The following is a 23,051-nucleotide window of genomic DNA, read 5'->3' as shown; positions in this document are numbered from 1 at the left end:
TTGCGGACGATCTCCAGGTCGCGGCCGAGGATCTCACTGGTCCACTCGACCAGGCGGCCGGCGAAGCCCTGGCCGGCCCAGACCTTCCGGACTCCGGGGTGGTCCAGCCTGGTCCACAGCAACGGCTTTACGGTGGCGTCGGCGGGCGGTGTCGGTAGCGGCTCGGACGCACGGGGATGGTTAGGAGTGGCTGAAGAGGGTGCTCGCCAGGGCGACGTGGATTGCTGTGCCGCCCAGGACGCTGAGGACCGCGTTGCGTCGCCACAGGTGCAGGCAGAGCGTGGCCGCGAGGGCCAGGCCGGCGGGCGGGGCGCTTTCGAGGGAGACGTCGCGCAGCGTGTAGACGGTGAGGATCACCATCACGCCGGCCGGCATGCAGACGCTGAGGTAGCGCAGGGTCTCGCTCGCCCGCAGGGGTGCGAGTGCGGCGAAGGGCAGGCAGCGCAGCGCCCAGGTGACGGCGGCGGATATCGCGACGGCGGCGGCGACGTAGGCCGTGTTGTCAGGCACGGGCCGCCTCCCTTCGTGAGACGAGGGCGCGGCGGGTCAGGAGGGCGGCGGTGAACAGGCCCAGGGCGGCGAGGAGCATCTGTCCCGGCAGCAGGAAACGGGCGACCAGCGCGCACACCAGAGCCAGGACGGGGGTGGGGATGTCACGCCGGGCGCGGATAGCGTCGACGGCCAGGACGACGAACAAGGCGGTCAACGCGAAGTCCAGACCGGCTAGTTGTGCGGGGGCCAGGACACCGAAGAACGCGCCGAGACTCGCGCCGGCGACCCAGTAGACCTGGCAGAGCCCTTGCAGCCAGAGGATCCGCCGGCCGCTCCAGGACTGAGCGGCCTCACCGGTGGTCAGGGCGTAGGCCTCGTCGGTCATCGTGTAGGTGCTGTAGGCCTTGCCGAAGCGGCCGCCGACCCGGTGCAGAGGGAAGGACAGGGCGTAGAAGACGTGCCGGAAGTTCACCAGGAAAGCTGTGAGCGCGACCTGGGCCAGGGGTGTTGCCGCGGTGATGAGGCCGATGAGGAGGAACTCCAGCGAGCCCGCGTACACGAATGCGGTGATCACCGGTGCCCACCACCAGGCCAGCCCCGCGTGGACGACGAGCACACCGAAGGCTATCCCCAGCGGGAACAGCGCCAGGCCCACGGAGCTGGAGTCCTTCAGAGCGGCCCGGAAGTCGGACCCGGCGGGAGGTGGAACGGGAGGGACAGCGGGTGCGGCGGTGTCCTGGTGACGGCGTTCCAGGACCGCATCTGACGCGGCGTTCATGCAGCAATTTTAGGTGTTTCGTCGCGTAATTTGGTTTCCCATTATTCCCCGCACTATGCCATGTGGGATACTTTATTGCATGGATAGCGTTGATCGTGAAATTTTGTTTCACCTGCGTCAGGACGGGCGGCTGAGCAACGTCGAACTGGCCAAGCGCGTCGGCCTGACACCACCGCCGTGCCTGCGCCGGGTCAAGCGCCTGGAAGACGAAGGAATCATCACCGGCTACCGGGCTCGCATCGACCCCACCGCGACCGGCCGGAACTTCGAAGTGATGGCCGCCGTGGAGATCGGCGTCAATGACCTCCAGACCGTCGAAGAACTGGAATCCGCCATCGCCTCCTACGACGAGGTCATCGAGTTCCACCGCCTCTTCGGCCGCCCCGACTACTTCATCCGCATCGCCGTCGCCGACCACGCCGCCTACGAGACGTTCCTGACTAACAAACTCATCGGGCTACGCGCCGTCACCCGCGTCGACTCCCACCTCGTCATGAAGAAAATCAAGACAGACGACTGAGGACGCCTGAGGGTTGGGCCGCCGGAGCGAGGACGCCGGGCCCCAACCCGCCCCGGCGCGTCATCTGTGCCCGGCGGGAACCTCACCGGCGCGGTCGGCCGCAGCCCTGGCGAGGACCGCGGAAGTGCCGACAACCGTCCCGGCCGGGCCCGCCTCCCCGGCTTCGGTGAGGACCGTACGTTCGCCGAGGAACGCGTACGTGTTCCGGTCGAAGACCCACTGCGTCTGCCGCCCGTGCGCCGTACGGGCGACGGCGACGCCCTCGCGTCCCGTGGCATCCGCGGCCGAGGGGACCACCGTGACCCCGGGGATCTTCGCGGCGGCCTTGTAGAGCGCGGCGCTGACCTGCGGTGGCGCCCACGTCTCGGCCAGCAGATCGCCGATCGCGGCGAATGCCCGCTGATCGGGATCCGAGCCCGGGCTCTGTCCTTGTCCGCGGGTCTCGTCCCGGATCAGCTTCAGCAGGGCGACGGGGTCGGTGGGCAGCGATGCGACGTACTGGTGGGTCGGGTCACTGATCGACGGGCTCTTGCGCAAGGTGGTCGGCCGGGGTGTCGCCCCGGGGCCGTCCAGGGCGTAGACAGGTGTGTCATCGGCGCCGAGCGGCGTGTCCTGCCGGCCCTCCTCGCGCAGCAGGCCCGGGCGGCTGCCGTCGGCGGACAGCCACACCTGCCGTGTGTGTACAGCAGCCAGGGTCAGGGAACCTCCTGCGGCGCTCTGTGCGGCGTAGGCGACCTTGCTCTCGACGTATACGAACTGGTCGGCGCGGACGGCCGGCTGCTTCTGTGCTGCGGCGGCGAGGGCGATGCGGCCGAGGAGCCGGACCGCTTCGGGTGCGCGGGCGGCGTCGTCCCTCGGGGCCGCGGGGGCTTGGTGCCCGGGCGTGTCCGCGAGGTTCGCCACCACGATGCCGCCGGCCGCCAGGGCGCAGGCGACCGCCGGGGCCATGACCCGCAAGACCAGGCGCCGCCGCGCATGCAGGCGTACGGCACGAGGGGCGAGGCTCCCTCGCGGTTCGGGGAGGCCGGCCTTGTGCAGCAGTGCTTCCTTCAGGAGCAGTTCACGGTCGGGGCCCAGGCCGGGGACCGGCGGCGGGGGCAGCAGGGCGGCGAGACCGAGGCGTTCGGCCTCCTCGGACCCGGCCCCGTGGAGCGGACGGCGCCGCGGGGTGGTGTTCATCCGTGACTCTCCTGGGTCAAGGGCCGCGCCACGGTAAGGCGGCCCGGTTCGGGCTCGTCGAGAGGCTTGGTGAGCGGCTTGCTGAGTGGCTTGGTGAGCGGCTCGTCGAGAGGCTTAGGGAGCGGCTTGGTGAAGGGCTTGGCGCGGGGCCTGTCGCGGGGATCGTCCAGCGTCTCGACGCCGGTGGCGGGACCTTCCCCGGCCGCCGGGCGAGTCCGCTCGGCTCCGCTCCGCGGAGTCTGCGAGCGCGCGGCGCGGGCTTCGGCGTCCGCGAGTTCACGCAGCCGGGTACGGGCGCGGGAGAGGCGCGAGCGGACCGTGCCGACGGGCACGCCGAGCGCCTCGGCCGCGGCCGCGTAGTCCAGGCCCGCCCACACCACGAGGGTGAAGACCTCCCGGTCGCGGCGCCGGAGGCGGGCGAGGGCGGCGTGCGCGGCGCGCAGTTGCTCGGCGTCCGCGAGGTGAGCGACGAGGTCGTCCGCGAAATCGGGAACCGAGCCGCGTTCCGGGAAGCGGGCGAGCGCGATGTCGCGGCGGCGGCGTGCGCGGGCGTTGCGACGCATGATGTTGGTGGCGATTCCCAGCAGCCACGGGCGCAGGCTGTCCCCGTCGGGCCGCACGCCCTCCCGGCCGCGCCACGCCTCCAGGAAGGTTGCCGAGACCACGTCTTCAGCCTCCGCCCAGTCGCCCGTCACCCGCAGGGCGTAGCGGTACAGCACTTGGGCGTGCTCGTCGTACAGCTCCGCCAAGGCGTCGCGGTCTCCGCGGCGGAAGCGGTGCCTCATCAGTGATTCCACACTCTGCTCTGCCACCTCCGCCGCGCGGGTTCCGGTGATGTGCACCACATGGGCCATGCGGGCCGTGCGGGCCGCGGCCTCGCGTTCCGAGTGACGCAGCCCACAGGAACTCCCGTGCCCTGTGGCGCAGTGCAGATCATGACCACTTCTTCCGTACCCCGCCGGAGCGTCCTGCGGATCCTGACCGTCGCTGCCGCCCTGGCCGGTTGCGCGACACCTGCCCTGGACGCCATGGCCCCGGGTGCCGCGGCCTTCGCCGCGGCGCCGCAGACGTACAGTCTCACGATCCGTCACCTCGATCGCGGCGGCAGCTCGACGGGGGCTTACGACACCACCGTCACCGGCATCTCGGGCCCCGGCGCCGGCGAGACTGTCCATCCGCACGACGCCTCCGGCACGACGACCGTACGCCTGCCCAAGGGCCGCTACCTGCTCGACAGTTACCTGACCACCGGCAACACCGCGGACGGCACCGACTGGGTCGTCCAGCCGCGCCTCGACCTCGACCGCGATACCACCGTGACCGTCGACGCGCGCACCACAGCCCCCGTCGATGTGCGGCCGCCCGACCGCTCCGCGGCGTTCCTGCACGGCATGATGGTCACCGAGGTCAAGCACGGCGGCACCACCCGCCTCATCAACCGGATGATCGCCACACCGAGCCTGCGCGTCGCTCACCTGGGACCCGACGCCGAGCCCGGGGCGGTGAAGCAGTGGTACGACGCGTACTGGACGACCAAGTCCGCCGACTACGCACTCGGATACGTCTTCACCGGGCCCCGCGCCCTGACCGGGCTCACCCGGCATCCCTCCGCGAAGGACCTGGCCACCGTGCAGGTCCGCGGTGGTGCCCGGCCTGGCACCACCGGGTCCGCGACCGTCGACCTGGAGCCGAGCGCCGGACCGACGGCCGGCCTCACCGGGCGCCTGACAGTCCCCGGCACCGCCACCTACTTCGTCACGCCGGAACGCGGCACCTGGGACATCACCTACTGGGCCCCCACCACGCCCGGTGCACCCGCAAAGCGCTACAACGCCGACAACATCACCGTGCGCGCCGGAACCACAACCACCCGCACCTTCGACAACGCCCCCATCAGCCCCGCTCGCACCGGCCAGCCGTTCACTGCCCCTGCCCCTGCCGGAACTTCAACACGGAGAACGTGACAAGCAAGCGGCCCGCGGGCCAGGCCGGGTCCCGGTCCCGTTACCGCGCCGGGGACATCGGGCACCGGCCGTGAATGCCCTCGACCGTCAGCCGAACAGCTGAAGAGCCGAACAGCCGCTTCGAACGAGCCGATGGCTTCACCTTGACCGGTGGTGCCCACCGCCGTCCGGGGTCCACCGGAAAGGAGCCGTACAAGGAATCCTTCCGGTGGCCCCGGCCTCCGCGCCGACTGCTTCCGCGCGGGCCTTCGCACAAACGCGTCCGGTGCACATCGGGCAACTACCACCGCTACCGCTGCTCACGACTGTGCCGCACGGGCCCGCGCCCGTGCGGCACGGCGGCTTTTTCGCGGCTTCCTCAAAGCCTTGAGGAGACGAGTAAACCTTGAGAAGGCCCTTCGCGGCCTTTTTCATGGCCGAAAACACTCTCCTCAAGACCTTCACACAGGCCATTGAATGCCCGTGACCACCACTGATCCTTCATCAGCGCATCAGTGCACTCTTTACGTTTGGGAGACACCTCATGAGACGACTCCGCACCGCGGGTCTGGCACTTCTCGGCGCGGCGCTCGTCGCCTCCGTCACGGCGAGCCCGGCCCAGGCGTCGCCGGGCGAGACCCGCACGGTGTGCGCCGACTCGATGACCCCGGACGGCTGGGTCGACGTGAACTGGGGCACCAGCGCCTCGTGCCGCGTGATGAGCGGCTCGAACATCAAGATGATCAAGCAGCTGGACGGCCTCCCCGTCGGCACCCAGGTCAACGCCTGCGCCAGCGCGCAACCGCCGAAGGGCTGGACCAAGGTCCAGACCTACTACAGCGGCGGCTGCGTGGTCTTCGTCAACTCCTCCTTCACGCCGAACGCTTGGCTGCTGCAGAAGACCTCCTGACCGGAGGGCGGCAAGGGTGGCACTCAGCTGAACAGCCGTCGCCGACGAGCTCACCCGATCCGGGGGCTGGCGTGCAACCTGCTCCTACGGGACGGAGCGAATACGGGGCGCACGGCACATTGTCCGGCGATGCACCGGCGGGCACGACATCTTCACCAGCCCCGTGATGCACCCACGAACAGCGGCGGTCGGACCCTCTAGTGAGGGACCGGCCATCGCTCGTCAACCGGAGGACGGCCGAGCCGCGACGCTTCGGAAGGCTCAGCACGACGGCCCCCTCGCGGCGATGTACCTCGCCGCGGACAGTCCCTGAGCGTCCCCGGTCGAGGTTATCCACAGGCCGGAACGTAATCGGCGGCTCCGTACCCTGCTGCCCAAGCGGATCACATGGGGGTGTGCGGGATGCGGTACGGCGTGGCGTGGAGCAGCCGGCAGTCGAGGTCAAGGCGCAGTTGCCCGGCAACGACGCCCGATGGGACGTCATGACGTCGGCGCAGGCCGCCCGGATGGATCCGCGAACCCGGCCCGACGTCCAACATCCCGGCTCCGTAGAGGAAATCCGGGAGGCGCTCGGGCGGCGTTGCCGGATCCAGTACACCGGGCACTCGGCCGCACCGCGTCACGACTCCTGGTCCGTCAGTTTGTCACGAGTACCACAGCTGGTTCGCCGCGTACGAGCAGTCCCACAGCACTACCTCCTCGGCCCGGCCGAGCGGGTCAGCCTCCAGGCACTGCCCCGGATATGACACGCTCTCGAAGGAGACGCGGCCATTGCCGTGGTTCCGCATGATCCACTTCTCCCCCACGCCTCCGTTGCAGGGGTATCCCCATGGCTGGCCGCCGTGCCCTCTACTTGTTTCGAGGCATTGGCCGCTGAACTGATTGCGCACGGTGAAGGAGCCGCCGAGGTACTCGTGGAACCACTGCTGCGATGCGCTGCTGTCGCACCTCTTGACCACCGTGTAGTTGTAGGGGCTGTTTCCCTCCGTCAGGCATCGACCGCTGGCGAGGTTCTTGTAGTAGTACGTATCGGACGCGACTGACGCCGTCCCGGCGGATGCCGGTGTGGCGACGAACAGGCTCCCGGCCAATGCCGTCGCGGTACCGATCACTACCGTCAGACGTTGCGGCATGCGCATGAGTTCCTCCTGTTCAGAAGCATTCCAGGGCCGAGTCGTTGAGACGGATGAACTGTCCGACCCCGGTGTCGGGGCCGAAAGCGGAGTGGGCGTAGATGTTGCTCGCGCGGCCTGCCCACGAACCGACGGAGACGCCCGTCCGCTCTGCCGTTCTGCAACCCAGCCATGAACTCCGTCGGTGAAGCGCTCCCAAGTGGTTCAAGGGCTGTCCTCGAAACCGTCCGAGGCCGAATCCCGCCTCACGGTTGGGGGCGTCTTCCCCCCGTCTCAGCCGCCGAGGTGGCGAAGTCCGCGGGATGCGCCGCGGCAGCGATCACAGCCGGCGTTCCAGCCAGTACCTGCGCCGCCCGTACAGGTCTGGCTCTGCCCATGAGTCCTCACTCGGAGCCGACGGCGATGCGGGCAACGTGCCCACACCGTTACAGCATCCGAGCATGGCGGGACGCGCCGGCGGGAGCCAGTGCATGCCGAGCCATCCCGGCGCACGAACTGGGCCAGCCATAAACCGGAGGGCCCCGGCGGCCCCATTACTGTCGTCCCCGCACCCGCGGGGGTAGTTCGGGCACGCTGCTCCCCAGCATCCCGGTGGGCTCGTCGACGTGCCGGCCGTCTTCCCCCGTACCGCCGGGGGGGGAGTTCTCACCGCGGAATGAGGTACGCGCAGGGCGGCGGGCTGCCCGACAAGCGCCGAGCCTTCCAGGAACGATTTCGGCTGGAGGCGGCTAAGCAGTTCTTTCAAAGGGATGACAATGCGCTCGTCGCGCATGACCTGCGAGTTGGCACGCGCTCGGTTCAGCGGCGGAGAAGTGCCTGGTCGCAGGGCAGCCGACGGACCCCGGGGCCGGGCGAGCCCGAGCCCGGCTATCCGGCCCGGTCCCTCGAACGACCGGATGTCCGAGTGCCGGCGGTGGCTAGGGGCACAAGGTCTCCGTCCCGCCGATCCGGCGTCTCTCGAAGACGAGGCGCACCGCCGCCGAGCCCTCTCCGACGGCTGCGGCGACACGCTTGACGCTGCCGCTCCGCGCGTCACCCACGCAGAACACGCCGGGCACGCTGGTTTCGAAGGCGAGGGGACCGCGTCCGTACGTTCGCACAGCGTCGAGGTCGTGCCCGGTCAGCAGGAAGCCCTTGGAGTCCGTGGCCAGCCGGCCGCCCAGCCAGTCCGTACAGGGGGTCGCGCCGATGAACACGAAGACGGCGTCGAGCTCCAGGGTCGAGAGCTGTCCGGCGGCCCGGTCCACGACATCGAGGCCGATGACCGAGGAGTTCCCGGTGATGCCGACCGCTTCTGTTCGAACCCGCACGTCGATCTTCGGATTGGAGTGGATGGCGTCGACCAGGTAGCGGGACATCGCGTGCTCCAGGTCGTCTCCCCGCACCAGGAGGTACACAGGATCAGAGGTCCGGGAGAGGAACATCGCCGCTTGTCCCGCGGAGTTCGCTCCGCCGATGACCGCGACCGGCCGTCCGATCGCGTGCCGGGCCTCGGCGACGGTGGCGGAGTAGAAGACGCCGTTGCCCTCCCAGGCCCCGATGCCGGGTACGTCCAGACGCCGGTATTCGGCGCCCGTGGCGACGATGACGTCATGGGCGCGGAAGGTTCTCCCGTCGTCGCAGACCACGGTGTGCAGCCCGCCCCGGCTCACGAAGCGTGTCGCACGGGCGTTGCGGTGGAGCCGTACGCCGAACTTCGCCGCCTGGACCGCGCCGCGTGCGGCCAGTTCCGCGCCGGACAGACCGGCGGGGAAGCCCAGGTAGTTCTCGATCCTTGAGGACGTACCGGCCTGGCCGCCGAAGGCGGCGGCGTCGATGAGGGCCGTCCTCAGTCCCTCCGATGCGCCGTAGACGGCAGCTGCCAGACCGCCTGGGCCCCCACCGACGACGAGCAAGTCGAGCAGTTCGCAGGCGTCCTGGCCGTCGTCGACGGCAGTCGGCGGCTCCCCGAACTCCGCCGCGAGGTCGGCCGGCTGCGGATTGCGCAGCAGCGGCCTCCCGGGGATCAGGACGATCGGCAGGTCCGTCACCGGCACCTGGAGCTCCCGCAGCAGCGCCTCGGCGTCGGGCTGGTCCTCAAGGTCCATCCAAGTGACGCCCATCCTGCTGAGCGAGAAGGACTGTAGGAGAGCCCGGCACCGTTCGTCGTACCGCGAGCCGATGAGGATCAGCCCGGCGCCTCGGCGCAACAGGTTCGCCCGGCGTTCGAGGAAGGTCCGCATGATGTAGTCACTGAGACCGGGGTCCTGTGCGATGAGCTCTTGAATCCGGTCCAGCGGCACCTGTAGGACTCGGCCCGGCCCTCTCATGACTCCGGCGAAACGCGCGCGCTCCCCGGTGAGCATGCCGATCTCGCCCAGGAACTCTCCGGGGCCGTACGAGGCGACCAGTCGCTGCTCGGCGGCACCGAGTTGTTCGACGATGTCCGCGGCCCCGTCCAGAACCACGAAGAAGTCGTAGGAGGCGTCTCCCGCCGAGAAGAGGATCTCGCCGGAGTCCACTGTGCGCTCGGCCCCGAGGTCCGCGAGCGTCCTCAGCTGCCGGCTCGAAAGCAGCGAGGCCGGAAGCCACGCCGGACTGCTGCGCCGTTCAACGCCGGCCATCCGGTGCCCCTTCTCTCGTAGGGCGGGCGAGGCACACGACGAGCGCGCCCCGCCACCACCAATTCTGCGCCGGGCCCGTGCTTCCTGCCCTCATCCGAAGAGGCGGTTCCGGATCGTGTCCGTCGGCTCACGCATGGTGCGGAGAGGGGGGTCGTAGCGGGTGGCAGGCGCAGCGGCGTTCCGGCTGCTGGAACCGGTCTTCCATAGCGGCGGCGAGGAGGTGGCTTTGGGCTCTCGCAGCGCACAGATCATCTTCGTGGCCGCCCACAGACGGCTCCTGCCGTACGGGAGGCCGGAGCGGCGCTCGACCATTGCACGGGAGAACTCGGTGACCGAGAAGCACTCCGCCGACGCGGCCTCGGTGTGGACGAGGTATCGACGGGAGAAGGTGTCGGCGGGGATGCGCGCGGCGAGGGTGGCCTCTCCGAGCGTGGGGATTTCTCGGTAGGCGTCGAAAGTGTTGAAGAAGAAGCCCCCGGCGACGCTGTCCTCGCTGTCCTCTTCAGCGGTGCCCGGTGCGACCTGATCGTCGCCGCCTTCAAGGAGACGTTCACGGGCCGCGCCGACCTGGGCAGGGCCCGGACGACGCCGTGGGATTCGGCGCCCTGGACAGCCTGTCCGCCGGCCCGGACCTCCTGGAGCAGCGGCGCGGCCGGCCGACACGTCGCGCGTCTGGCACATCACCTGCACCCACCTCTCCTCCGGTGCCCGCGAGGCCACCACCCGTACCACCACAGCCCAGGAACAGCCCTCACCCGTGCCGGTCTCTCCCTGGTCTACCGCCACAGCGCCCGCGGTGGAGAGACCACCCTCGAACAGCGACCCACCACCGGACAGCCGGCCGACAACCCGGGCCACTGGCCCCGAGCGGTACCGGGTACCCCCGCCACTGCCGGTTCCGGGCAGTCAGCGCCCCTCTGCTGATCCGCTACCGCCCTCGTCCAGGCCAAGGCTGCAACGGCAGCCCAGCAATGGTTGGTGCGGTCGGCCGAGCCTGGGGACACCGCCGGAACCGGCGTCTGAGGAGCAGCACCTTCACCAGGGTCAGGGCAGTCCGCGGTCGGTGGCCTGCGGGCCGCTGGTCGCCGCGTGGGCACCCGGACGGCCGTAAGTATTGCGACCGGAGTCGACCCCGGTCGTTTCCCAGGCCATGACGGATTTCACTGAGTGGATGGCCGAGGTTGCAGCACAGCCCGGCCCGGGCGAGGAACGCCTCGACCAGCTGCGCGACGGCGGCGACCTGACGGACGCGGAGGCCGAGGCATGGCTGGTGCAGGTCCTGGCCGACTATCACCGCCGGCCCGTCGGCTGGGAAGTGCACGTGGCCGTGGGGCGGCACACCGGACCGGAACGCACCCGGTCCATCTCGGTCAACGGGCAGCTCACGCTGATCGTCGCCTCCGTCATGGACCAGGCTCAGACCCTCGCCAACACGACCCGCAGGCCCGTGAAGGTGATCCATGGTGTGGACGGCAAGCCGGAGCACTTCCTGCGCACGCTGACCGAGTGCGGCGCCGACACGGGCACCTTCACCTCGCCGGCCTGGGCAGCGCTCCCCGAACCGCTGCCCAGCGAGGACAAGGACACCACCACGCCGGCCTCCCAAGAACCGGCTCCGGCGATGGACTAAAGATCTTCAGGCCAACCACCTCGCTCACCGCGGCCCGCACCGTGAGGGCAGCATCGCGCAGGCTCACCGGCTCGGCCTCGGCCAGCTCGTAGCGTATGGCCGAGGCTTGCTTGAGGGTGATCAGCAGCAGGTGCCCGGTCGGCACCCGGTTCATCGTGCGGCAGAGGCTCCGCTACCCGAGGACGTCCGGCTGTCCGAGGGCCAGATAGGCGGCGAGCGCGGCCGGGTCGGCCGACGCCCCGTCCAGCGCAGCCACCACGGCGGCCGACGTCGACCACCAGGTCCCGGCGCCCTCGGTCCGCCGGTAGACCGGGTGCTGCCCGGCCAGGTCGCCAATCGCTGCCATCGTCTCGCCATTGTGGGCGATCGTCAGGTAGGAACCGGGGCAATCGCAGGGAGCAGTTTCGTGACCTGTATCTCGAGCACGGCGCAGCCCACGTCTCGCACGCTTTCATGGATTTAGGCAATCAACCTATTTTCCCCTTACCGATTGCCGAAACGGCGCCGCTTCGCCGCCCTGCTCCAACCCTTCGCCTGTGCTACCCGTCCTTCTGCGCGATCGCTCGGACGATGGATCAAGGTGAGACCCTCGTGGTCGACAGGACGCCATTTGTGGTCGTGGGTTTCGAAGGTGAAGCCTTGTTCATTGTCCGTGGTGAAGGTGAGAAGGGCTCGACCCTGGCCTGCGTACTGTTTGACCTCTGACCAGAGCGCTTCGCGGATGCGCGCCGACGGTTTGCCTACGAAGACGCCTGGTGAGATCTCGAACAGCCAGCGGGTGAGGAAGCCACGCAGGCCCACCGGGCACTGGGTGAGCACGATGACCGTCGCCAGGTCACCTCGCCCCCGTAGTTGCGTCCGGCCGGCACCTCAACGGCGCGGTCCGACTGGAGGAGTACACGGCCTTCGCCAGCATTGGATGAAGGCTCGTCCACCGCCGCGTCCGGCAGGAGCAGGTGTCTGATGTCGGCAACGCATCGGTCGAGGAGACGTGCTTTGTTGATTCTGTCCCGCAAGGCCCGGCGCGTTCGTGCTCCCACGTCTTCCTGGCTCTCCGCGGCGACTTCGAAGGCCACGGGGATTCCGATCTCGGTTTTGTAGAGGTCGGCAACGTCCAGGACGAAAGACAGTTCGTGGCCGGAGTGGACGAAGCCGAGGCCGGTGGAGCAGCCCAATGCGGTGACCACCGAATGTGTGACGCCGTACATGCACTGTGCGGCGGCCGTGATGGCCTGATTGACCGCATCGCCGGCGGTGAAGTCTCCCAGCACGTAGCGACGGCCGTGCCAGGGGACGCCGGTCAGTTCTGCCTGCTGGCGGTAGCAATCCTTCAGTCGGCGTCCTTCGCGGCCGAGGAGTTCATGACGGGTGAGGCCGGAGGGGTCCTCGTCGGGGAATCTCATCCGGTACATGGCCCGCGCCACCTCCAGCCGTGTGCGGCGGCTGGCCCAGCAGGTGGCTTGGGCCTCCAGCAAGGCTGAGGAGCGGCTGAGGGAACGTCCACCCGCGTAGTAGCGGACGCCGTGCTCACCTACCCATGCCACTGCTGCTCCGCTGTCCCCGAGCACGCTCATCGCCTGGTGGGTGATGCGCGTGCCGGGGCCGAGGAGCAGAGTTCCGATGGTGGCGGAGGGGATATGGGTGGTACCGTCCGCGTCCTCCGCTGTGATGGCATTGGCGTCGCGGTTGATGGAGCACCGTTCGAGGTAGACGAAGGAGACGCGGTCCGCCGCGCGTGTCAGTTGACGTGGCGATGACCCGGGGCGCTGGGAAATCGTGGTCATGACGGTTCACCCGACCTTGGCGATCGTCATCAAGCCGCACCCGTACGCCTTCGCCTTTCCGAGCCCGAGCGTGAGTGTGCGGCGCAGGGCTGCCGGGTCGGTCACCTCCAGGCGGCCGTCGAAGGTTACGGTTACCAGGGGGACGCGATTCGCCTGGCCGGTGCTCAGCTCGTTCTTGTCGAAACGGTGGCGTTGCTCGTCCCGTACCGTCAGTTGGTGTTCGTTCCCTCCATTCGGTAGCCGCCGGTCGGCCGGTGTCTCCAGCACTCGGAATCCGGCCTTCTCCTGCCTCGCGAGGAGCCAGCCCATCTGGTGGCGCGGGGTGAGGTGTGCCGTCCGTTTGCGGGGCTCCTCGGGTGTGCGGCGCACATGGTGAACGGGATTGGCCGTGAGCCGGAAGGCCCAGGTGCTGCCTTCGGTGAGGCCGTCGAGGAAGGTCTTGTAGTCGTACGTCTGCCAGCCGGCCGTCGTCGGCCAGCCCGCCTGCTCGACCAGGTGTGTGAGATCCGGGCGGTCGGCGCTCACGATGTAGAGCAGGACTTCTGCCCGGGAATTGCGGTCGACGCGCCACAGGATTCGCGGGCTGTCTCCCCCATTGGGCAGGAGGTCGGCGAAGGAGGACATCACCGCCGCGTGCATGCGTTGCGGCGAGGACAGCAGGCCACGGGCGCCGAGGCGCGCGGTGGGACCATCCCCGCGGGTGCGGGGAGCACACTCGGCGACCAGGCCTTTTAGTGGGGCCCAGGCCAGTTTTTACTCACTTGCAAAAACTCGGACATACCTCAGCTATCAGACCCTTGGAACGACTCGCCCACAACCCAACGCCCCAAGCATGCCAGCATATTAATCATGCTTTCATCCAGAAAGCCCAGGCTCCAAGGCTCGCGCCCTGCCACAGCGAGAAGGGCAGGCGATCCGCCCGCCCCTCGGGTGAGAGCGGAGAGCCTCCCACCATCACGCGGGCACCGGAGCATCCGGCAGCCGTATGCTCGGAGCTCTCTGGACCACCTCAACGGACACAGGGAACGCCCATTGCGCACTTCCCTCCAACCGTTGCGGCCACGACCATCCCCGCGAGCGCGAGGAATGCACTCGACAACCAGGGCTCCCAGCGGGGCCCACGTCGAATGGCTGGCGGCTGCTCCCCGCGCGACGGGGGAACGGACCAGCCTCCTCCGCCCGCGGGTCCGGGCCGCCGGTGCTGGGTGGTTCAGTGGCGGGCGTCCGCGCGTGGGCGTTGCAGGGTGAAGGTGTCGACGGGGGTCAGGTCGCCGTGGGGGCCGTCGAAGGTGTAGTAGGTGACGCGCATGCGTGTCAGGCCCTCGCGGTGGGTGCCGGGGTCGATGTCGAAGGCAGCGAAGCCGCGGTTGTACTTGCGGTCCTGGACGGCGGCCCAGGGTGCTTCTTCGGGGATCCATACCGGTTCGCGGTGGCCGGAGGAGGTCTTGTCGTCTTTCAGGCCGGTCAGGACCCGGGCCTGGGGGGTGTCGAAGAGGTCGTCCTGGCTCGTGGCGATGTTGCCGCCCGCGCCGATGACCATGTGGACGGTGCCCTTGCCCGTGTCGATGAGGTCGGTGCGGGTGGAGACCGGGAGAGGGGTGCGGGCCTCGTTGGGGAGAGTGCCGCGTACCGGGTGGGACCGCTCGTAGTGGTGCTCGTGCCCGCTGACCACCAGGTCAACCCCGTACGCGTCGAACAGCGGGCCCCACGCCCGGCGCACCCCCAGGTCGCTGCCGGCGCTGCGGTGGCTGGAGATCATCGGCTGGTGCATGCAGACCACGATCCAGTCGATGGCTTGGTCGGCGCGTGCGGCTTTCAGTTCGCGTTCCAGCCAGCGGCGCTGGGCGCCGCCGGAGTAGCCGCTGATGTAGGTGTCTCCGCCGTCCTGGAGCGCCACGTCGTCGTTGGCGAGGCTGATGAAGCGGACCGCGCCGACGGTGAACGCGTACCACATGCCCCGGGTTTCCTCGTCGGAGGAGGCTGAGGAGGCGGGCAGTGCGAAGTAGGTCTGGTAGCCGGCGGCGCCGATGGGCCCGTTGCCCTTCTCGTTCTCGTGGTTCCCCGCACACGGCATCCACGGGCGCAGCCGGGTGGAACGGCTGTTGTTGATGAACCAGTCCGCCCAGGTCGCCGTCCGGCTCGTGCCCCACGCACCCGCGATCGCGGCGTAGCACAGGTCGCCGTTGACGAAGTTGAACAGCGGGGCGACCCGCTCGACGGCGGAGACGATGTCCGCCGAGGCGGGCGAGCCGACTTGGCTGCTGGTGTGCAACGGGTAGCGGTTGACGGGGGAAGGGACGCCGTCCGGGAGGTGGATGACCCGGCGCAGGTTGGGTGTCGCCTGGTCACCGAAGCTGGTGAAGGTGAACGCGGCGCGGCCGCGCGGCGCCGTGGTGAACGAACCGGTCTCCGGGGCCGCGCCGTCATGCCCGGCCGCGTACAGGTACGTGGTCGAGGGGCGCAGGCCGGTGATCCGGGCGTGGTGGACGTACACCTCCTCCTTCGACAACCCATCCCGATACGTACGCGTCTCCGCCTCGACGACCCGGCCACCGTGCCCGCCCTCCGGCGTACCGAGGCGCACCTGCGGCCGGCGCACCGACTGCGGGGTAATCCAAGAAACAGTCATCTCAGAGGACGGGTCCGAACCGAACTGTAGGTGGACACCCAGCACCCCGGGCGCGCCCAGCCGGTGCGGCCGGCTTTGCAGGAGCGGCCCGGGCGCCGGCGTCGCCGGCGGAGATGCAGCAGCGGCCTCCCCGGCAGCACCGGCAACGAACGGGACCGCAGCCGCAGCTGACGAACCCTTGAGTACGGATCTACGCGAGATCGCCATGAAATGCCCTGCTCCCCCTGGACAGTTGATGATCCTCAGAACTCTAAACGATCAACGCCTGACCTGCCCATGATGATTTTTGTGTTCCGGATCCGCGGCTTGCGGCTTGCGGCTTGTTCAGTCATTGAGCTACCCGGAGGCAAGTCCGATGGGGGCGCCTACCTCATACGGCAGCCCACAGCCTCCCGGCCATAGCCGACAGCACGCTGAGCCATATCAGTGGAGGGCGATTGTGGCTGGTGGGCGGTAGGTGCATGCTCGGCGCCGTCGCAGCGCTTGGAGGGAGCCCGATGGCGTATACGGAGCTCGACACGACCAGCCTGCCGCCGGAGGACCGTCTTGCCTGGTGGCGCGAGGTGGTGGGGCAAGGAGTGGCGCCCATCCGGATCACCACGGATCACGCCGCGGACTTCGTGGGCCGGGCGGGATTCCTTCCTCTGGGGCCTGTGCACCTGACGACCATGCCCTTCCCCTCACTGTCGTCGGACCGCCCCGGCCCGGGGGCCGGCGCGCCACGCGCCGTCATTCTGCACCTGCCGCAGGCGCTCGCCCCTCTGCCGCAAGGACAGGAAACGATCACAGATGACGGCGGGCCTCAGAGCCTCCGCAGAAAACCGTTTGGCAGGGCACGACGGCCACTGCTACCTTGCCGGTGGCCGTGCGAGAGAACGAGGAGGTGGTACCCGTGAACGCAGTATTGACATGGGTGCTCTCCTCCGGGGTCACGGTCGGGCGATAGGTCGTCCGGGAGCGCCGTTCCAGAGCACTCCCGAAAGGCACGACCATGCAATTCACTTCCGAACAGCGCCTCGACGACGGCGTCCTCGAACGCGAATTCACCCTCGGCGAGGTCCCCGGCACTCTGTGGACGCCTGAATCCGCCGCACCGGCCCCGCTGATCCTGATCGGCCACAACGGCGGCCTGCACCGGCGGGAATCCCGACTGGTGGCCCGAGCCCGGCACTCCGCGGCGAACGGCTACGCGGTGGCGGCCATCGACCACCCCGGGCACGGGGACCGGCCCCGTTCCGCCACCGACGAGCAGGCCCGCGCCGACCTCCGCCGGGCGATGCAGGCCGGCGAGCCGGTCGACGAGATCTTCGAATCCTTCGTCGGCCCGCTGGTCGAAAAGGCGGTCCTGGAATGGCGGACCATCCTGGACGCCCTCCTTGCGCTGCCCGAGATCGGCGGCCCGGTCGGGTACTCGGGGATGACCGCCGTCGGCATTCGGCTGGCGGTGGCCGAGCCGCGCATCGCGGTCGCCGGTTTCTTCGCCGGGGGTTACGTCCCCCGCGCCCAGCGCGAGGAGGCCCGGCAGGTCACCATTCCGCTGCTGTTCCTGCTCCAGTGGGACGACGAAGGGAACCCCCGGCAGCGCGCCCTGGACCTGTTCGACGCCTTCGGCAGTAAGGAAAAGACGCTGCACGCCAACCTGGGCGGCCACGTCGGCACCCCGTGGTTCGAGGTGGAGGATGGGGGCCGGTTCTACGACCGGCACCTGAAGTGAGGCCCGGCCGCCAGGCCGGCAACAGACGGTAGGCGTTGTCGGCCAGGATGCCGCTCATCGAGGACAGGTCCCGGCCCTTCCTCGATGGCGGTGTCCGGGCAGCCGGCAGATACACAACCGATCCGAGCGCGGCAGCGCCTCAGCACTCCCCTCCCCCAGTCCAGGTGACGACGCAGATGACCGGTGTCACTGCTGTTCCCCGGCGAGGAAGTGCCGGATGTCGGCTGCCAGAGAAGTCATCTGCTCGCCGGACGCCAGCCAGGTGGTTACCGATGCACTCCAGCCGCCGGTGTCCGACGGCCATGGCCGCAGGGACCAGGTCAGCCCGACGTGCCCGCCGGACCGGAAGACGGCTGACACCGCCAGGTCCCGGTCGTTGGTCTGCCAGCTCCGTACGCCGTCCCACCCCCGGAAATCGGCGGCGAGCTCCTCCAGGAACGGGGCGAGATCGCTGTCCCAGATCCAGGCGACGACCTCGTTGACGCGCGCAGTCAGACCCGGGGCACGGAGCTCGACGGCATAGTGCACGGAGTCTGCGTCGAAGCTGAACCGGTCGCAGAACGTCACGCCGACCAACGTGTTGTCCTGGCAGCGGATGGTCACGTTGGGCTTGTCATCAGTGTCGTCGTCCGGGGAGGTCATGGAGGGAACACTAGGCCAGCGCCGGACGCGGCGGCGGCCCAGTCGGGCCGGCCGGTGCGGCCGGCGAAGGGCGGCATCTGCTCGGGCCCGTCGTTGTGGCGGGGGGCGCGCCGTCAGGCGTTGTGGTGATTGCCCGCCCACACGGCGGGGGTTCGCTGGGCCCAGGGAGCGGCCTGTTCCAGTTGTCCGGCGAGGCGGAAGAGGACGTCCTCGCGTCCGTAACCCGCGGCGAACTGGATGCCTATGGGGAGTCCGGTGGCGGGGTCGGTCTCCAGGGGGACGGACATGGCGGGGGTGCCGGCGACATTGAACGCGGCGGTGAAGGGCGAGCGGTGGAAGAGTTGCCTGACCCAGCCGAGACCGTCGGCGCCTTCGGCACCCTCGGCGTACGTACCCAAAGGGACGGGCAGTTCGGGCAGGGTCGGGGTGAGCAGCAGGTCGTAGTCGGTGAAGTACCTGCCGATCGCGCGCGCGACGCTGTTGCGCATCGCGAGTGCGTGGACGAACTCGGCCCCGCTGACCTGCTGTCCGTACACGTAGCTGGCCAGCATCTCGGGTTCGACAGTGGTGGAGTCGACGGGGCGCTCGAAGGCCGCGGCGAAGCCGTCGATCCACGTCACCAGATTGGTGCTCCAGATGCGGGCATTGGCCAGGACGAATTCTTCCCAGCTGACGCCGAGGTCGACCTGGACCTCTTCCACCCGGTGTCCCAGGGACTCGGCGAGTCGTGCGGAGCGCAGTGTGGCGTCGACGACGGTGGCGTCGGCGGTCCGACCGCCCCAGGGCTGTGTCAGGAGGCCTATCCTCAGGCTGCCCGGGGAGCGGGTGATCTCCTGCGCATAGGGCCGCTCCGGCCGTGGGGCGGAATAGGGGTCACCGGTCTCGGGGCCGTGGACGAGGTCCAGTAGTGCGGCGCTGTCGCGTACCGAGCGGCTGAGGGCTCCATGGACGGCGAGCCCGTTGAAGACCTCGTCGGCGTCGGGGCCCATGGAGATCCGGCCGCGGGTCGGTTTCAGCCCGAACAGACCGTTGCTGGCAGCGGGGACACGGATGGAGCCCGCTGCGTCGGTGGCATGCGCGATCGGGACGATGCCCGCGGCGACGGCGGCTCCCGAGCCGCCGCTGGAGCCGCCAGGGCTACGGGTCGGGTCCCAGGGGTTACGGGTGGCGCCGTACAGGACGCCTTCCGTGGTGGTGCTGTAGGCGAATTCCGGAGTCGCCGTGCGTCCGAGTGTCACCAGCCCGGCGCGGCGGAAGCGCGCCATGAGTGATGAGTCGGCCCCGGCGACGTTTCCCGCGGCGAGGCGGCTGCCCAGTTCCACTCGCTTGCCGGCCATGGCGACAGCGAGGTCCTTGATCAGGAAGGGTACCCCCGCCAGTGGCGTGCTGCCGGGGGCCGGCGTGTCCTGTGCGGGCCAGGTCTCGACGACGGCGTTGATCTGCGGATTCACCGCCTCGGACGCCAACTGGGCCGTCGCGGCGAGTTCCGCGGCAGTCACCTGGCCGCGGGCGACCAGGTCAGCCAGGCCGACGCCGTCGTAGTTCACGTACTCGGAGAGCTGCATTTTCGTCCATTCAGGAGAAGCGACACCGGCCAGCAAGACCGCCCGGTATCTCAAGATACCGAGCGGTATCGTGTGGGACTGAGCGGTACCGTAGCATTGGAAGCAGGCGGCGCAACCCCCCACCGGACCGATGAAGGGCCGTACGGCGAGCATGGACAGAGTCAGCAGGCAGAGCAGGGTGGCCAAGTTGCCGCCCCGGGAACGGATCCTCGACGCGGCGGAGGAACTCTTCTCGCGCGAGGGGATCAAGGCGGTGGGCGTCCAGGCCATCGCCGACCGGGCCGAGACCACCAAGATGGCGCTGTACCGCCATTTCGCTACCAAGGACGCACTGGTCGAGGAGTGGCTCCGCATCGTGGCGGCCGACTACACCGCTGTGTTCGACCGGTTGGAGGAGGAACACCCCGACGAGCCCCGGGCACAGATCCTGGGGATCGCCCGGTTCATCGCCGACGGACTTCCCGAGATCTCCCACCGGGGGTGTCCGTTCATCAACTCCATCGCGGAACTGCCCGACCGCGCCCACCCGGCGCGCCGGCTGATCGAAGCCCATAAGGCCAACCAGATGCGCCGGCTCACTGACTTGTGCGCCCGGGCCGGGCTGTCCGATCCGGACGAGGCGGCCGCTGAGATCACCTTCATCCTTGAAGGAGCCCAGGTAAGCACCCAGAACGGAAGCGTCGAACACGCGGGTGAGCGGCTCATGCGGATCGTCGAAGCCGTCCTGGAGCGCCACTCGGCCCCCAAGGGCGCCCGGTGAACGGTCACGCCACGGAGTGATCCTGGTGTGGTGGAGCAGCGGACGGGAGTAAGCCTCTGCCCGCCCCACCCCCGTGCTATCCGGCACTCACGCAGCCTCCCGGCCGACGCATCGAACAGCGGCTCCGGCCCGTCGTCAGTGATCCAGGCCCGAGAGTCCAGTCGCTCGCTCAGCCGGCCCCGCACCTCGGCGAAGTCACGCCGGCCCACGCCGGCCCCGGCCTGCTGAATCTCCCCGACGTACGCACGCGCCGCTCAGCGCCCGGAGGAGATCGGCCAGGCGTGGCAAGTGAGCCGGGGGGGGATCAGTGAGGTGCTTGCTCGGTTGACAGGGCGTCACTCACTCGAGGGGTGACGCTGTGTCCCTGCTGCTCTGCGGCGCCTTCCCGCTGCATGCTCGGCTCCATGATTTCGTTCCACCGTCCTTCGCCGGGCCTGCTCCTCGCCACCGCCGGCATCGGCCTGCTCACGGGCGCCGCATCGACCGCCTACGCTGCCGCGCTCCCCTCCCCCGCCCTGCCGGAGCCGGCGCACGCGCCGGTGATCGAGCAGGCCGTCACCGTGTCGTGCCACGCCTTCGGCCCGACGCTGTTCGTACATCTCCCGTCGCAACTGTCCACTCTTCCGTCAAGAGCCACTCCGGAGCTGAGGGGATTCCCGGAGTGTCTTTACGGCATGAGCGGCGAGGAGGACACGGACGACGTGGACTCGTCCGAAGAGTGAGCCGAAGAGTGAGAGTGAGTCTGTTCTGTAAGCGGCCCATGGCCGGGCGGCGTCGCTGAGAGATCCGCGGCAGCCGTCCCACCTACCTGAGCCGGCCGGAGGAAGGCGTCACGGCCGAGTACCGGGACGGCATCCTCACGGTGCGTGTACCGCAGCCCCCGAAGAAGGAGCCCGGCGCACGCACCGTCGCGGTCCGGCGGGCGGACTGAGGAGGTGGCACCGTGAGCACCGCGAACCGGCAGCCGCCCGAAGTACGGCCCGCACGCCCTGGTGACATCGGGCGTCGTGCGGCGCGGCGCCGCGAGGAGCTCGGGCTGACCGTGAGGAGGCGGCGGCCCGGGGAGGACTGGCACCGAGCCCACACCCCTGGGCGGGCGGTGACCGGGACATGTGGGTGCGCATCCCGGTCACCCGGATCTCCGGCCGTGCCGTCCGCACCGGCAGGTGAGCCGACCATGCCGCCGGGCCCCGGCACGGCGCCCTCTCGCGGCCCGCGGGCCGACGGCGGCCGGTGGCCGGTGGCACGGGCCCGTGGTCGGCCACGACGGGCCGGCGGGGGCTCGCCGGTGCGGCTCCCGGGTGCCCCGGGCGGGCGGCACGGCGTGCGTTCCGGCCCGCCGGCCGCGAGAATCCGGGGCAAGGGAACCCCGACGGCCCCACTGGTCGGGCATCCCTCGCACCCGGCTCACCACCCATTCCATTCGGCAAGGTGGCCGTGCCGGGATGCCGCCGGGCCCCGCAGCCTCTTCCCGTAATGCCGCGCCGCTGCCCGGACCGTGAAGACCGGCCGTCCCGCGCTCTTGATCCACATCTTCTTGATCCACTCTGGGAGAGCGCCTTAGGGTTACCGGTCATGGAGCTGACCCCCCGCCTGCTCGAGCAGTTCGTGGTGCTCGCCGAGGAGCAGCACTTCGGCCGTGCGGCCCACCGGCTGTCGATGAGTCAGCCACCGCTCAGCCAGGCGATCCAGAGGCTGGAGCGCGGCCTTGGCGTGCTGCTGCTGGAACGCACCGGCCGGGGCGTGCAGTTGACGGCGGCAGGAGCGGCCTTCGCGGCGGACGCCGAGCAGATGCTGGAGGCGCAGCGCGCTGCCGTGGCACGGGTCCGGCGCATATCCCGGGGTGTCGAGGGCACGGTTCAGCTCGGCTGTGTGAGCAGCCTGGGCTACTGGCATCTGCCCCGGCTGCTCGCGGTGGCCGCCCGGGAGGTGCCGGACCTCCGGCTGCACGTCCGTCAGCGAAGCTCTGCGGAGCTGGCCGGGCAGGTCCGGAACGGGGCGGTGGACCTGGCGCTGGTCCGGCTGCCGGTGACGGACCTGGAGGGTTTGGAGGTGCGGGAGGTGGCCGAGGAGCGCACCGTGCTGGCTGTCCCGTTCGGCCATCCGCTCGCCGGGGCCGCCTCGGTGCCGCTCTCCCGGCTCGGCGACGAGGAGTTCGTCACGGCCGCTCCGCAGGCCATGCCCCAGATCCGTGAGGTGATCCAGAGCGCCTGCCGGAAGGCCGGCTTCGTCCCGCGCAGCCGCGCTCAGGCCGAGGACTTGACCAGCATGCTGGGCTACACCGCGGCCGGAGTGTGCTTGAGCTTCGTCCCGGAGCGGATCGCGGCACTCGGACATCCCATGGTCCGCTTCGTCCCGATCGAGAGCGATGCCGACCGGTTGGTGACCACGGTGGCGGCGCTCAGCCGCCCGGCCGCCGACTCCGCCGTCTCCACCCTGCTGGAGCTGATGCGGCGTCACCGTCCCGAGATCGAGGGAGGCGGGGCAGCGCCCGTGCAGGAGTTGCAGCAGGTGGAGGACGGGAGCGGTCAGGAGGCCGGCAGCCGCCCCGAGCCGCGCGGTACCCGTACGGTCCGGTAGCCGCCCGGCGTCCGGCTCCTGTTCTCCCGCCCGTCCCCTCGGTGGCCGGATGCACCGTCTCCTTGAGGAGCGCGGCCTGCAGCCGGTCGGCTCCGGCGCCGCACATCTTGCGGCGCAGCGCCGCCGGACCGGAGCAATAGGCCATCAGCGGGTACTCCGGGCTGAGGAGAGGTGCGGCCGCAGCGGACA

Annotated in this window: 23 protein-coding genes; 9 read left to right on the top strand and 14 right to left on the bottom strand. The window is 69.7% G+C overall.

Annotation, left to right across the window (positions count from 1 at the left end; all coding sequences use genetic code 11):
* Nucleotides 1-180: 180 nt before the first annotated feature.
* Complete coding sequence (locus tag D7231_RS32975) at nucleotides 181-510, bottom strand: branched-chain amino acid transporter permease (protein ID WP_120759755.1); 330 nt, start codon at nucleotides 508-510, stop codon at nucleotides 181-183.
* Nucleotides 503-1,270: an AzlC family ABC transporter permease gene (locus D7231_RS32970; protein WP_120759753.1), complete on the bottom strand. Its 768-nt coding sequence runs from the start codon at nucleotides 1,268-1,270 to the stop codon at nucleotides 503-505. Before D7231_RS32970 ends, D7231_RS32975 begins: the two co-directional genes overlap by 8 nt.
* A gap of 79 nt (nucleotides 1,271-1,349) precedes the next feature.
* Here D7231_RS32970 and D7231_RS32965 point away from each other — a divergent pair, with 79 nt between their 5' ends.
* The gene (locus D7231_RS32965) at nucleotides 1,350-1,790 is read left to right on the top strand and encodes an Lrp/AsnC family transcriptional regulator (RefSeq protein WP_120759751.1); all 441 of its coding nucleotides are present in this window, start codon (nucleotides 1,350-1,352) and stop codon (nucleotides 1,788-1,790) included.
* Between the two features lie 60 nt (nucleotides 1,791-1,850).
* Here D7231_RS32965 and D7231_RS32960 read toward each other — a convergent pair whose 3' ends face one another.
* Complete coding sequence (locus tag D7231_RS32960) at nucleotides 1,851-2,969, bottom strand: CU044_5270 family protein (protein ID WP_120759749.1); 1,119 nt, start codon at nucleotides 2,967-2,969, stop codon at nucleotides 1,851-1,853.
* Entirely contained in the window at nucleotides 2,966-3,754 is a 789-nt protein-coding gene (locus tag D7231_RS32955) for a sigma-70 family RNA polymerase sigma factor (protein WP_120759747.1), read from the bottom strand. Before D7231_RS32955 ends, D7231_RS32960 begins: the two co-directional genes overlap by 4 nt.
* Nucleotides 3,755-3,904: 150 nt before the next feature.
* Here D7231_RS32955 and D7231_RS32950 point away from each other — a divergent pair, with 150 nt between their 5' ends.
* The gene (locus tag D7231_RS32950) at nucleotides 3,905-4,933 is read left to right on the top strand and encodes a hypothetical protein (RefSeq protein ID WP_147449839.1); all 1,029 of its coding nucleotides are present in this window, start codon (nucleotides 3,905-3,907) and stop codon (nucleotides 4,931-4,933) included.
* A 523-nt stretch (nucleotides 4,934-5,456) separates the two neighbouring features.
* Complete coding sequence (locus tag D7231_RS32945) at nucleotides 5,457-5,822, top strand: hypothetical protein (protein WP_120759743.1); 366 nt, start codon at nucleotides 5,457-5,459, stop codon at nucleotides 5,820-5,822.
* A gap of 644 nt (nucleotides 5,823-6,466) precedes the next feature.
* Here the strand turns inward: D7231_RS32945 and D7231_RS32935 are convergent.
* From D7231_RS32935 to D7231_RS32925, 3 genes are all read right to left on the bottom strand, one after another.
* Entirely contained in the window at nucleotides 6,467-6,961 is a 495-nt protein-coding gene (locus D7231_RS32935; RefSeq protein ID WP_120759741.1) for an RICIN domain-containing protein, read from the bottom strand.
* 911 nt (nucleotides 6,962-7,872) lie between these two features.
* Nucleotides 7,873-9,558 (bottom strand): FAD-dependent oxidoreductase, encoded by a 1,686-nt coding sequence (locus D7231_RS32930; protein WP_120759739.1) that lies wholly within the window; start codon nucleotides 9,556-9,558, stop codon nucleotides 7,873-7,875.
* Nucleotides 9,559-9,648: 90 nt separating this feature from the next.
* Nucleotides 9,649-10,416, bottom strand: coding sequence for a hypothetical protein (locus tag D7231_RS32925; RefSeq protein ID WP_158673868.1), 768 nt, complete (start codon nucleotides 10,414-10,416; stop codon nucleotides 9,649-9,651).
* Nucleotides 10,417-10,729: 313 nt separating this feature from the next.
* On the opposite strand from D7231_RS32925, the gene D7231_RS32920 reads away from it, so the two are divergent.
* Nucleotides 10,730-11,188, top strand: a complete 459-nt coding sequence (locus D7231_RS32920; RefSeq protein ID WP_120759735.1) for a hypothetical protein — start codon at nucleotides 10,730-10,732, stop codon at nucleotides 11,186-11,188.
* Between the two features lie 172 nt (nucleotides 11,189-11,360).
* Here the strand turns inward: D7231_RS32920 and D7231_RS36675 are convergent, their stop codons facing one another.
* The 5 genes from D7231_RS36675 to D7231_RS32900 all read right to left on the bottom strand — a co-directional run bounded on the left by D7231_RS36675 (nucleotide 11,361) and on the right by D7231_RS32900 (nucleotide 15,808).
* Entirely contained in the window at nucleotides 11,361-11,534 is a 174-nt protein-coding gene (locus tag D7231_RS36675; protein WP_158673867.1) for a hypothetical protein, read from the bottom strand.
* Between the two features lie 137 nt (nucleotides 11,535-11,671).
* Nucleotides 11,672-12,022, bottom strand: a complete 351-nt coding sequence (gene cas2e / locus D7231_RS32915; protein WP_120759733.1) for a type I-E CRISPR-associated endoribonuclease Cas2e — start codon at nucleotides 12,020-12,022, stop codon at nucleotides 11,672-11,674.
* A complete protein-coding gene (cas1e, locus tag D7231_RS32910; RefSeq protein WP_120759730.1) occupies nucleotides 11,929-12,972 on the bottom strand; it encodes a type I-E CRISPR-associated endonuclease Cas1e in 1,044 nt (347 codons plus the stop codon). The genes cas2e and cas1e overlap by 94 nt, the downstream gene beginning before the upstream one ends.
* Nucleotides 12,973-12,978: 6 nt before the next feature.
* The gene (gene cas6e, locus D7231_RS32905) at nucleotides 12,979-13,611 is read right to left on the bottom strand and encodes a type I-E CRISPR-associated protein Cas6/Cse3/CasE (RefSeq protein ID WP_120759728.1); all 633 of its coding nucleotides are present in this window, start codon (nucleotides 13,609-13,611) and stop codon (nucleotides 12,979-12,981) included.
* 571 nt (nucleotides 13,612-14,182) lie between these two features.
* A complete protein-coding gene (locus D7231_RS32900; protein ID WP_120759726.1) occupies nucleotides 14,183-15,808 on the bottom strand; it encodes a purple acid phosphatase family protein in 1,626 nt (541 codons plus the stop codon).
* A gap of 784 nt (nucleotides 15,809-16,592) precedes the next feature.
* Here D7231_RS32900 and D7231_RS32895 point away from each other — a divergent pair.
* Nucleotides 16,593-17,315, top strand: a complete 723-nt coding sequence (locus D7231_RS32895; protein WP_120759724.1) for a dienelactone hydrolase family protein — start codon at nucleotides 16,593-16,595, stop codon at nucleotides 17,313-17,315.
* 186 nt (nucleotides 17,316-17,501) lie between these two features.
* Here the strand turns inward: D7231_RS32895 and D7231_RS32890 are convergent, their stop codons facing one another.
* Both D7231_RS32890 and D7231_RS32885 read right to left on the bottom strand, forming a co-directional pair.
* Nucleotides 17,502-17,957, bottom strand: a complete 456-nt coding sequence (locus tag D7231_RS32890; protein WP_199739506.1) for a DUF6228 family protein — start codon at nucleotides 17,955-17,957, stop codon at nucleotides 17,502-17,504.
* A 113-nt stretch (nucleotides 17,958-18,070) separates the two neighbouring features.
* Nucleotides 18,071-19,522, bottom strand: a complete 1,452-nt coding sequence (locus tag D7231_RS32885; protein WP_120759722.1) for an amidase — start codon at nucleotides 19,520-19,522, stop codon at nucleotides 18,071-18,073.
* Between the two features lie 151 nt (nucleotides 19,523-19,673).
* On the opposite strand from D7231_RS32885, the gene D7231_RS32880 reads away from it, so the two are divergent.
* From D7231_RS32880 to D7231_RS32865, 4 genes are all read left to right on the top strand, one after another.
* Nucleotides 19,674-20,282 (top strand): TetR/AcrR family transcriptional regulator, encoded by a 609-nt coding sequence (locus tag D7231_RS32880; protein ID WP_120759719.1) that lies wholly within the window; start codon nucleotides 19,674-19,676, stop codon nucleotides 20,280-20,282.
* Between the two features lie 404 nt (nucleotides 20,283-20,686).
* The gene (locus D7231_RS32875; protein ID WP_147449837.1) at nucleotides 20,687-21,004 is read left to right on the top strand and encodes a hypothetical protein; all 318 of its coding nucleotides are present in this window, start codon (nucleotides 20,687-20,689) and stop codon (nucleotides 21,002-21,004) included.
* Nucleotides 21,005-21,066: 62 nt separating this feature from the next.
* Nucleotides 21,067-21,213, top strand: a complete 147-nt coding sequence (locus D7231_RS38620) for an Hsp20 family protein (protein WP_120759761.1) — start codon at nucleotides 21,067-21,069, stop codon at nucleotides 21,211-21,213.
* Between the two features lie 644 nt (nucleotides 21,214-21,857).
* The gene (locus D7231_RS32865; protein WP_120759715.1) at nucleotides 21,858-22,862 is read left to right on the top strand and encodes a LysR family transcriptional regulator; all 1,005 of its coding nucleotides are present in this window, start codon (nucleotides 21,858-21,860) and stop codon (nucleotides 22,860-22,862) included.
* Nucleotides 22,863-23,051 lie beyond the last annotated feature (189 nt).

It is taken from the genome of Streptomyces klenkii, from assembly GCF_003626645.1.
GTDB classification, from domain to species: domain Bacteria; phylum Actinomycetota; class Actinomycetes; order Streptomycetales; family Streptomycetaceae; genus Streptomyces; species Streptomyces klenkii.
The sequence above is the reverse complement of the archived record's forward strand: the minus strand, read 5'-3'. Positions and strand labels throughout refer to the sequence as shown.